Origin of the sequence: Aurantimonas marina (genome assembly GCF_017183135.1) — a bacterium.
Classification (GTDB): domain Bacteria; phylum Pseudomonadota; class Alphaproteobacteria; order Rhizobiales; family Rhizobiaceae; genus Aurantimonas; species Aurantimonas marina.
Genome location: NZ_JADDXW010000023.1, coordinates 24,603 through 34,239, shown reverse-complemented (window position 1 = coordinate 34,239; position 9,637 = coordinate 24,603). Strand labels below are relative to the sequence as shown.

Genomic DNA, 9,637 nt, shown 5'->3' with positions numbered 1-9,637 from the left:
GCACGGTTCCGCAAAACGGTGGGATCGGTCAAAGGGCTCAGCCTTCATAGGGATTGAAAAGCTTTGCACCAGTTGGCGCGAAGTGACGAATGTTGCGCGTGACGATCGTCAGATCCTGTTCCAGCGCGGTCGCGGCGATCAATAGATCGGCGGCGTGGCGAATGCGATTCGATAGGTTATCGGTAGCGTCCGATCGAAAATTCCTCGCTGAGACCTGCGAACCAGATGGAGAGACGATCCGCACGGCTGCGCTTTTGTTGGTGTAGTAACGCGATGCCCCGCTCCAGTTCGCCGACGGTCACAACGCTGAAGCATTGCATGCTGTCAGCGTTCCTTGCCAGCCAAGCCGGCACGGCGTGGTCGGGTGGCGTCTTCCAATTCAGACAACACCATTGTGTCCAGTAAATACATCCGGCGCTAGTCGAACTCAACGTCACGCGGAACGAGCATCGCGCGATTATTTTCGTCGATGAGCTCCTGGCCAGGCCCAAGGCTTTCGGGGGCCTAAAGCAACTGCCTCACAAAGACGCGATTGCGCTCTATCTCCTGGTCCTTCATCGCATCGAACTCCTTCGCGGACACGACGACAACTGCTGCCTCGCCCCGTCGTGTCACGCGCTGCGGCCGGCCGTTCAAGGCCGCCTCGACCACTGCCGAGAATTTGTTCTTGGCATCCTGCAGGATCCACTGATTGCCCATGCCGCGCCTCCGGACGCACTGCTGAACAAAGCCAGACGGCAGGCCAGCTGGCGGGACTCCGCAATGCTGCCACCGTCGGCTGAAGCGGCCTGAAGAGCAGAGGGCCGGGATCGCTCCCGGCCCTTCTTGTCCGGCACGCAGCGCCGGAGCGTTAGGTCACGGCGACGGTGCCGACTACTCGGCGGCGGCGCTGTGGCTGGTCGTAAGGCTGGCCTCGGCATCGTCGCGCGACTGCTCGGCGATCGCCTTGCGGACGCCCGCACCGTAGTCCGGATGCACCTTGTCGAAATGCGCCAGCTGGCGATCGACGATGAACTGCGGCACGCCCTGCATCGCGCCGGCGATATTGGCGCACAGCCGCTGCTTCTGACCTTCGTCGAAAAGCTCGAAGAGTGCACGCGGCTGGCTGTAATGGTCGGCCTCGCCGCGAAAATCGTAGCGTCCGACCTGGCCCGCATAGCGATGCGGCGGCTCCTCGACGCTCGGATCCTCGACCGGGCCGCCGAAGCTGTTCGGCTCGTAATAGGCGTCCGGGTTGGTGCGCAGGCCGAACGGCATGGTGCCATCGCGGTGATAGTGGTTCACCGGGCTCTTCGGCTTGTTCACCGGCAGCGCGTCGTAGTGGGTGCCGATTCGGTAACGATGCGCGTCCGGATAGGAGAACAGGCGCCCTTGCAGCATCTTGTCGGGCGAGAATCCGATGCCCGGCACGACGTTAGACGGATTGAAGGCAGACTGCTCGATCTCGGAGAAATAGTTCTCCGGATTGCGGTTCAGTTCCATCTCGCCGACCTTGATCAACGGGTACATGCCATGCGGCCAGACCTTGGTCAGGTCGAAAGCGCTCCAGCCCGTCTTCTCCTCAAACTGAACCTCTTCACCCTCGGGCATGACCTGAATGAACATCGTCCATTTCGGGAAGTTGCCCGCCTCGATCATGCCATAGAGCGCTTCCTGATAGCTTTCGCGCGACTTGGCGATGACCTTCTCGGCCTCCTCGTTGACGAAATGGGCATGGCCCTGCTGGGTCTTGAAGTGAAACTTCACCCAGAAACGCTCGCCCTGATCATTCCACAGGGAGAAGGTATGGCTGCCATAGCCGTTCATACGGCTCGGATCGATCGGGATGCCACGGTCCGACATCAAGATGGTGACCTGATGCAGAGATTCCGGGCAAAGCGACCAGAAGTCCCACATGGCCGTCGCCGAACGCAGATTGGTGCGCGGGTGGCGCTTCTGCGTGTGGATGAAATCCGGGAATTTGTAGGGATCGCCCACGAAGAATACCGGGGTGTTGTTGCCGACCAGGTCCCAGTTGCCTTCCTCGGTGTAGAATTTCATCGAAAAGCCGCGCACGTCGCGTTCGGCGTCGGCCGCTCCCTGCTCTCCGGCCACGGTCGAAAAGCGCGCGAGCATCTCCGTCTTCGAGCCCGGCTTGAAAACCTTGGCACGGCTGTATCCCGTCACATCCTCGGTAACCGTCAGCGTTCCGAAGGCGCCCCAGCCCTTGGCGTGGACCACACGCTCCGGGATGCGCTCGCGGTTCTGGTGCGCCAGCTTCTCGATCAGTTGGTAGTCCTCGAGCAGCACCGGACCGCGCGGTCCCACCGTCTTCGAGTTCTGGTTGCTGGACACAGGCGCGCCGGCGGTCGTTGTCAATCTCGTATTGTCAGCCATGCAACAGGCCTTTCTTCGCTCGATCAATTTCTGCAATTCTCCAGAGCATCATACGGGCACGCCTGATAATCTCCAATCGTATTTGCCATTCACCTCGATCAGTTTATCCTATCGCGATGATCACCATCCGGCAGCTTCGCTATTTCCAGGCGCTCAGTGAGACCCTCCACTTCGGCCAGGCGGCCAGGCGGCTTAACATCAGTCAGCCGGCACTGTCGGCGCAGATCGCCCAGATGGAAGAGTTCTTCGGCGGGCCGCTGTTCAATCGCGCCGCTAGCGGCGTCTCGCTGACCAGCGACGGGTCGCTTATCGGCGAGCGCGTCCAACGCATCCTTGCGGAGGTGAACGAACTCGAGAATCTCGCCAGCCTGGGCGATCAATTGCTCAGCCGGCGGCTTCGGCTCGGCATTATCCCTTCCGCCGCGCCCTATCTCCTGCCCAACATCCTACGCGAACTTGGCCGCACATATCCGACGCTTGCATGCGAGATCCGCGAGAGCGTGACCGACCGGCTGCTCGCCGACCTTACGGCGGGCCAAATAGATTGCGCCATCGTGGCGCTGCCGGTCGAATGGTCAGACCTGGAGAGCATCGCGCTCTTCGACGACCTCTTCCATCTGGCGCTGCCTGTGGCCGAAGCCGACCGCCTGCCGAGTCCCGTACCGCTGAAGATACTCCGGCAGGAGCGCCTGATCCTCCTGGAAGAAGGGCACTGCCTGCGCGCCCAGGCGCTCGAGATCTGCCGTACCGCCGATGCGGGGGAGATGGCGGGACTCGCCGCGACCAGCCTGACGACGATCCTTCGCATGGTGTCCGGCGGGTTGGGTGCGACGCTGATCCCGCAGATGGCGATCGCCGACGAGACCAGCGGCGGCGGCATCGCAATCCGGCCATTCGAGGCGCCGGCGCCATTCCGGACGATCGCCCTCGCCTTCCGTCCATCAACGGCCCGAAGGCGCGATTTCGACGCGCTGGCCGCGCTCATCCGCCGCAGCAGCGATAACGTTCGGCGGCGTCGAACTTCGGGGCCGTCGAGGCAAAGGGCGATCCGGCGTGGATAGCGGGAAGGAAGTAAGAGTGGGAGCCGCTATTGCGCTCGTAGTTGGCGCCCGAGCATCGCACGCTTCACAAAGGGGTGACGGAACAGTCGAGAGCGCTGAAGGCTTAAGATGCCAATGTAACCAGCTAATCAACCCGACGGGAGCCTGATCATGACGCGTGAGAACCATATAGCATTGCCAATCTCGATCGCGTCGATGGCGACCTTTATTTTCGCCGCCTCCGCGATCGCCCAGAGCTTCGACCTCAACACCGCCGGAGGGAAAACGGTGACGGCAACGCCCGTCGCCGAATTCAACGAACCGTGGGCCATGACGTTTCTGCCCGACGGCGACCTGCTCGTGACGGAGAAGCCTGGCAGGCTTCTCCTGATGAGCCAGGATGGCGAGACGGCCGAGGTCCGTGGGGTTCCGGAGGTCGATTATGGCGGCCAGGGCGGTTTGGGCGACATCATTTTGCATCCCGATTACGCCAATAACAAAATCGTCTACCTCTCCTATGCGGAGGCCGGCGACGGCGACACCCGCGGCGCTGCCGTCGCCAGAGCGGTACTGACGCAGGAGACGGACGGCCCGTCGTTGCGCGATATGGACGTCATCTGGCGGCAGCAGCCGAAGGTGAGCGGTCGCGGCCATTACAGCCATCGCCTCGCCTTCGCGCCGGACGGAAAGCTGTTCATCACCTCCGGCGACCGCCAGAAGAAGACGCCCGCACAGGACATGGACCAAAATCTCGGCAAGATCATCCGCCTCAACGACGACGGCTCCGTGCCGCGAGATAACCCGTTCCAGGACCAGGGCGAGCTCGCGAAAACATTCTGGAGCGTCGGCCACCGCAACCTGCTCGGGATCGCCTTCGATTCAAACGGCACTCTCTGGCAGCACGAAATGGGTCCGCGCGGCGGCGACGAAATCAACCTGATCGAGCCCGGCCGGAACTACGGCTGGCCGGTCGTCTCCAACGGCGACAACTACGACGGCAGCGGCATCCCGGAGCACGACACGCGTCCTGATTTCGCCGCTCCAGAGGTCTATTGGAACCCGGTGATCTCTCCATCCGGCCTGGTCATCTACTCGGGCGAGATGTTCCCTGAATGGCAAGGCTCGGGCTTCATCGGCGGGCTGTCGAGCCAGGCGCTGGTGCGCGTGGTTTTCGAAAACCAGAGCAATGGCGATCTCGCGACCGAGGCGGAGCGTTTCGACATGGGCGCGCGCATTCGCGAGGTCGAGCAAGGGCCGGACGGCGCCTTGTGGCTTTTGGAGGACAGGGCGGGCGGACGACTGATCGAGCTGACTCCGGAAACGTCAGGCTGACGACGCTCTCATCGACCCAAGGCAAGGTGCGCGGCGAACGACAACCACAGAAGTCCGACGAGTACCATTGGAGCCAGGATGTATGTAGGCGTGGGCCAACCGGGGACAGCGCAAAAAGCCATGCCAGCGAGACTGCGATCCACCCGGCACCGCCGGTTACGAATAGCGCTAAGCAGACCACGTAGAACAACACCGGAAGCTCGTATTGGCGGCTGAGATTGCGCGCCGCCGAGGCGCTTTTCTCCGGCTCGCGAACCGGCACCCTGTAGTCCTCGACCCGCGCCGCACGCTCCTTCACCGCGCCTTTCGACAGTTAGACACGACCGGATAAACGGCGAAGATCAGCACCGCATGAGCGATCATTGGCCAGAATATTCCCATGCTTTTGCGCATGGGGCGCGCCTCAGCTTCCCGCACCCGGATAGTTCGGGCTTTCGCGGGTAATCGTTACGTTGTGAGCGTGACTTTCGCGAAAACCGGCGCTGGAAATGCGCACGAATTGCGCATCGCGCCGGAAGGTCTCGAGATCGCGCGCGCCGACATAGCCCATCGCCGCGCGCAGGCCGCCGGCGAGTTGATGCAGGACGGCCGAAACCTGCCCCTTATAGGCGACCTGACCCTCAATGCCCTCCGGCACGAGTTTCAACGTGTCCTGCACCTCGGCTTGGAAGTAGCGGTCGGCCGAGCCGCGTGCCATCGCGCTGACCGAACCCATGCCGCGATAGGCTTTGTAGGAGCGGCCCTGATGCAAATAGATTTCCCCGGGGCTCTCGTCGGTGCCAGCGAGCAGCGAGCCGACCATGGCGGCCGCCGCGCCGGCGGCCAGCGCCTTGGCGAGGTCGCCCGAGAACTTGATGCCGCCGTCTGCGATCACCGGGACGCCCGCCTTGTCCGCCTCTTCGGCGGCGCCCATAATGGCCGAGAGCTGCGGCATGCCGACGCCCGCGACGATCCGCGTGGTGCAGATCGAGCCCGGTCCGATGCCGATCTTGATGCCGTCGGCGCCGGCGTCAATCAGCGCCTTGGTTCCGTCGGGCGTGGCGACGTTGCCGGCCAGGATCTGAACCTCGTTGGAGAGCCGCTTCACCCGTGCCACCGCGTCCAGCACGCGCTGCGAATGGCCATGGGCGGTGTCGATGACCAGAAGGTCGATACCGGCATCGATCAGCCGCTCGGCCCGTTCGAAACCATCGTCGCCGACGCTGGTCGCCGCCGCAGCCAGGAGACGCCCCTGCGTGTCCTTCGAAGCGTTTGGATTGAGCTGCGACTTCTCGATATCCTTGACCGTGATGAGGCCGATGCAATGATTGTCGCCATCGACGACGACGAGCTTCTCGATGCGGTGGTGGTGAAGAATCCGTTTGGCCTCGTCCTGATCCACGGTCTCTCGAACGGTGACGAGTTTGTCCTTGGTCATCAACTCGTGGATCGGCTGACGCTCGTCGGAGGCGAAGCGTACGTCCCGATTGGTGAGGATCCCGACCAGCCGCCCCGGGGTCTGCCCGCCCTTGCCGCCGTTCTCGACCACGGGAATGCCGGAAATGTGGTGTTGATCCATCAGCGCGCGGGCGTCGCCGAGGGTCGCGTTCGGGCCGATCGTCACCGGATTGATCACCATGCCGCTTTCGAATTTCTTGACCTGGCGAACCGCCTCGGCCTGTTCGGTCGGGGTCAGGTTGCGGTGGATCACACCGATGCCGCCGGCCTGAGCCATGGCGATCGCCAGCCGCGCCTCGGTCACCGTGTCCATGGCGGCCGAGAGGATCGGAATGTTCAGCTTCAGCGTGCGGGTGATCGCGGTACGAAGGTCGACCTGCCCCGGCATCACCTCCGAATGACCCGGCTGCAGCAGGACGTCATCGAAGGTGAGAGCGGTCATACCGGTTGCGGTATCGATGATGCGGGCCATGCCAGTCCTCGTGGATGATGCGCCCACCCAAAAGCGAGTCGGGCGGGAAAAGGATTGGCACGGGCTGCTAGCACGGTGTCGTGACGTTTGGAAGACGGGCCCGCGACACCGAATACATTGCGCGACCGCGGATCGGCACATGCCGATCCGCCGACGGCATTCGCAAGGGGATCAGCCGGACGGCCGCCCCTCCTCGCCCTCGCCGCCTTCCGCGTCGGGCGGTTTCCGCCGGCCCTTGAAGCTCTTGGCCAGCAGATAGAGCTCGACCGAACCCTCGCGCGAGGCCGGCGGCTTGACGTGATGGACGCTGGCGAAATTCTGCTTGAGCAGGTTGAGAAGATCGCGCTCGGTCCCACCCTGGAACGTCTTGGCGAGAAAATGTCCGCCCGGCTTCAGGGTGCGGATGGCGAAATCCGCCGCCACCTCGCACAGATGCATGGTGCGCAAATGGTCCGTCTGGCGGTGGCCGGTGGTGGGCGCCGCCAGATCGGACAAGACGATGTCGGGATCGCCGCCCAGCGTTTCGAGCAGCCGGGACGGGGCCGTATCGTCGAGGAAGTCCAATTCCAGGATCGTCGCGCCGGGGACCGGCTCGACCACCAGATAATCGATGCCGACGACGCGAATGTCGTCGCCGCTCGACCCGGTGCGTTCGACCGCGACCTGACACCAGCCGCCCGGCGCTGCGCCGAGATCGACGATCCTCAGGCCCGGCTTCAGCAGCTTGTAGCGGTCGTCCATCTCGATCAGCTTGTAGGCTGCCCGCGATCGGTAGCCATCGGCTTTCGCCCGGCGGACATACGGGTCATTGAGCTGGCGCTCGAGCCAGCGGCGCGAGGACGCCTTCACCCCGCGCTTCTTCTTGACCTTGACCGTCAGGCTCCGGTCGTCGCCGCGTCCGCTCATCCGCCTGTCTTTCTCATCGGTTCGTTCCGCCGCCAGACGCCGTCGGCGACCATCATCTCGGTCAACAGGCCTTCCCTAAGGCCGCGATCGGCCACCCGCAACGTCCGAGCCGGCCAGACCCGGCGGATCGCCTGCAGGATGGCGCAGCCGGCCAGTACCAGATCGGCACGATCGCTGCCGATACAAGGATTGGCGACCCGTTCGTCGAAGCTCCATCCGGCGATCCTGGCAACCAGTTCGTCGGCCTCGCGGTCGGTCAGCCACAGACCATCGACCTGGCGGCGGTCGTAGCGTTCGAGGTTGAGATGGACGCCTGCGAGCGTGGTGACCGTTCCCGACGTACCGAGCAGATGAAACCGGTCACTCCCGACGATCGACCCGAGCCGGCCGCGCTCGGGAAAACGATGGATCATCTCCACCGTCTCGACCACCATTTGCTCGAACAGTTCGGGCGTGATGTCGCGGCCGCCGTGGCGTTCGGCAAGCGTCACCACACCGACCGGCAGCGACGTCCAGGCGACGATGCGGCTTGCCAGGCGGCGGGTGTAGCCGCCGCGAAGATCGAGCAACGCGATCTCGGACGAGCCGCCGCCGATATCGAACAGAACGGCGCCCTTGGCCGAGCGATCGATCAACGAGCCGCAACCGGAGACCGCCAGCCGTGCCTCGGTCTCACGGGTGACGATTTCCAGTTCAAGTCCGGTTTGCCGCGCCACCTGCTCGATGAATTCGGCGCCGTTCGCGGCCTGGCGGCAGGCTTCCGTCGCGATCAGACGCATATTGCCGACGTCACGCGCGGCCAGTTTCTGTGCGCAGATGCCCAGGGCGGTGATCGCCCGATCCATCGCGCCGCGCGACAGGCTGCCGGTGCGGCTGAGGCCTTCGCCGAGCCGCACGATGCGCGAGAACGCGTCGATCACCCGAAACTGGCCAGGCCGGGTCGGGATCGCGATGAGAAGACGGCAATTGTTGGTGCCGAGATCGAGCGCGGCGTAGGCGGGCGGGCGATGCGCGGCGGGCGCCGATCGCGCGGCACGGGCGGGCGTGGGCCCGCCGGCCGAACGCCGATCGGAATTCGCTTCGGCGCGAGCGGGTGCCGCCGGCGCAGCAGCGCCCTCGGCCCCGTCCGGCGCCGACGCGACGGCATCCGGCTTCGCGGCGCGGGCCCTCGGACCGCGTCGACGGGATTTTCGCGCCCCACGCGGCTCCGCCCGGCCAGCAGGCCGATCGTCGTCTTTCGCCGTCTTGGTCGCGGCGTCGGGGAGCGCCGCGTTCTTGGCAACCGCCTTGCGTCGCCGCCGGCGCTGTCGCTTGGTCAGGGACTGCTCGCCCTCGCCCGCCCCGTGCGGGGATCGCGACGACGAACCGGGTTGAAAAACCCCGTTCAGTTCCGAAGACGGATGGCTTCTCCCACCGATATCATGGTCACTCACACTATCTCTCCGGCGCCGCCATCCTGCCGGACGTCATGGCGCCTTTGTTGGCTTATTCGCTATCGAGTGTAGCAAGCCCTATGGACAGCACAAGGGCGGGCAAGGCGCATGACGGGCCAATCGGCCGCGGATGCGTGATTGCTCCCGTTCGCGGTCCGCCGCGAACGCTGCAAGGGGATTGATCGGTCCGGAGCCATCGGGTGACGGAAAAATCGCGGCGGAGGGTTCACAGTCGCCCCGCCTGCGTCTATATGAGCTTGCATCCGCGGCGCCGACAGGCGGCCGATACGGTGGGGAATAGGTTAACGGTAGACCCACGGACTCTGACTCCGTTAGTCCTGGTTCGAATCCAGGTTCCCCAGCCAATTTTCTCCTAAGCTACTGTTTCCGCACCGGCTTGATCGGTCGATCGTCCGAGGGACTCCCACCGGGTCCACCATTCCGGTCAGGGCATACGCCAGGGCGAGCGCCGCGAACCTTCGTCTCAAAGGCCCACGACTCCACTTCTCCAGAAAGATTCCGTACAATCTGCACGCACGATTCGTCGCTCCGAAATCGTGCGATCAATTGCGGACAGGCGAGCGCCGGACGGCAGCCGCCCGGGCGCGTGGTTCGGCTCGAGGTGTAACGGGTATTCGGGG

7 protein-coding genes, 1 tRNA gene and 1 pseudogene are annotated in these 9,637 nt (G+C 64.2%); 3 read left to right on the top strand and 6 right to left on the bottom strand.

What is annotated here, in order from left to right; translation table 11 throughout:
- Positions 1-504: 504 nt before the first annotated feature.
- Positions 505-699, bottom strand: a complete 195-nt coding sequence (locus ING15_RS18050) for a type II toxin-antitoxin system prevent-host-death family antitoxin (protein WP_206456241.1) — start codon at positions 697-699, stop codon at positions 505-507.
- A 174-nt stretch (positions 700-873) separates the two neighbouring features.
- Positions 874-2,376 (bottom strand): catalase, encoded by a 1,503-nt coding sequence (locus tag ING15_RS18045; protein WP_206456240.1) that lies wholly within the window; start codon positions 2,374-2,376, stop codon positions 874-876.
- Positions 2,377-2,492: 116 nt separating this feature from the next.
- Here ING15_RS18045 and ING15_RS18040 point away from each other — a divergent pair, with 116 nt between their 5' ends.
- Together ING15_RS18040 and ING15_RS18035 are read left to right on the top strand one after the other, a co-directional pair.
- The gene (locus tag ING15_RS18040; RefSeq protein ID WP_206456239.1) at positions 2,493-3,437 is read left to right on the top strand and encodes a hydrogen peroxide-inducible genes activator; all 945 of its coding nucleotides are present in this window, start codon (positions 2,493-2,495) and stop codon (positions 3,435-3,437) included.
- A 195-nt stretch (positions 3,438-3,632) separates the two neighbouring features.
- Positions 3,633-4,748, top strand: a complete 1,116-nt coding sequence (locus ING15_RS18035; RefSeq protein WP_232845859.1) for a PQQ-dependent sugar dehydrogenase — start codon at positions 3,633-3,635, stop codon at positions 4,746-4,748.
- Positions 4,749-4,914: 166 nt separating this feature from the next.
- On the opposite strand, the pseudogene ING15_RS20005 reads toward ING15_RS18035, so the two are convergent.
- The 4 genes and pseudogenes from ING15_RS20005 to ING15_RS18020 form a co-directional block, all read right to left on the bottom strand.
- A pseudogene (locus ING15_RS20005) lies at positions 4,915-5,010 on the bottom strand (MAPEG family protein); the annotation flags it as partial.
- A gap of 141 nt (positions 5,011-5,151) precedes the next feature.
- On the bottom strand, positions 5,152-6,657 hold the full coding sequence (guaB, locus tag ING15_RS18030; RefSeq protein ID WP_206456237.1) for an IMP dehydrogenase: 1,506 nt from the start codon (positions 6,655-6,657) through the stop codon (positions 5,152-5,154).
- A 171-nt stretch (positions 6,658-6,828) separates the two neighbouring features.
- Complete coding sequence (locus ING15_RS18025; RefSeq protein WP_206456236.1) at positions 6,829-7,563, bottom strand: RlmE family RNA methyltransferase; 735 nt, start codon at positions 7,561-7,563, stop codon at positions 6,829-6,831.
- Positions 7,560-8,996, bottom strand: coding sequence for a Ppx/GppA phosphatase family protein (locus tag ING15_RS18020; protein WP_332873860.1), 1,437 nt, complete (start codon positions 8,994-8,996; stop codon positions 7,560-7,562). Before ING15_RS18020 ends, ING15_RS18025 begins: the two co-directional genes overlap by 4 nt.
- A 291-nt stretch (positions 8,997-9,287) precedes the next feature.
- Here ING15_RS18020 and ING15_RS18015 point away from each other — a divergent pair.
- Positions 9,288-9,361 (top strand) — tRNA-Gln (locus ING15_RS18015).
- The last annotated feature ends 276 nt before the right edge of the window (positions 9,362-9,637 follow it).

Excerpts from the sequence above, each read along its gene's own strand:
- ING15_RS18050 (WP_206456241.1), bottom strand. The coding sequence starts at position 699 with ATGGGCAATCAGTGGATCCTGCAGGATGCCAAGAACAAATTCTCGGCA.
- ING15_RS18045 (WP_206456240.1), bottom strand. The coding sequence starts at position 2,376 with ATGGCTGACAATACGAGATTGACAACGACCGCCGGCGCGCCTGTGTCC.
- ING15_RS18040 (WP_206456239.1), top strand. The coding sequence starts at position 2,493 with ATGATCACCATCCGGCAGCTTCGCTATTTCCAGGCGCTCAGTGAGACC.
- ING15_RS18035 (WP_232845859.1), top strand. The coding sequence starts at position 3,633 with ATGGCGACCTTTATTTTCGCCGCCTCCGCGATCGCCCAGAGCTTCGAC.
- guaB (WP_206456237.1), bottom strand. The coding sequence starts at position 6,657 with ATGGCCCGCATCATCGATACCGCAACCGGTATGACCGCTCTCACCTTC.
- ING15_RS18025 (WP_206456236.1), bottom strand. The coding sequence starts at position 7,563 with ATGAGCGGACGCGGCGACGACCGGAGCCTGACGGTCAAGGTCAAGAAG.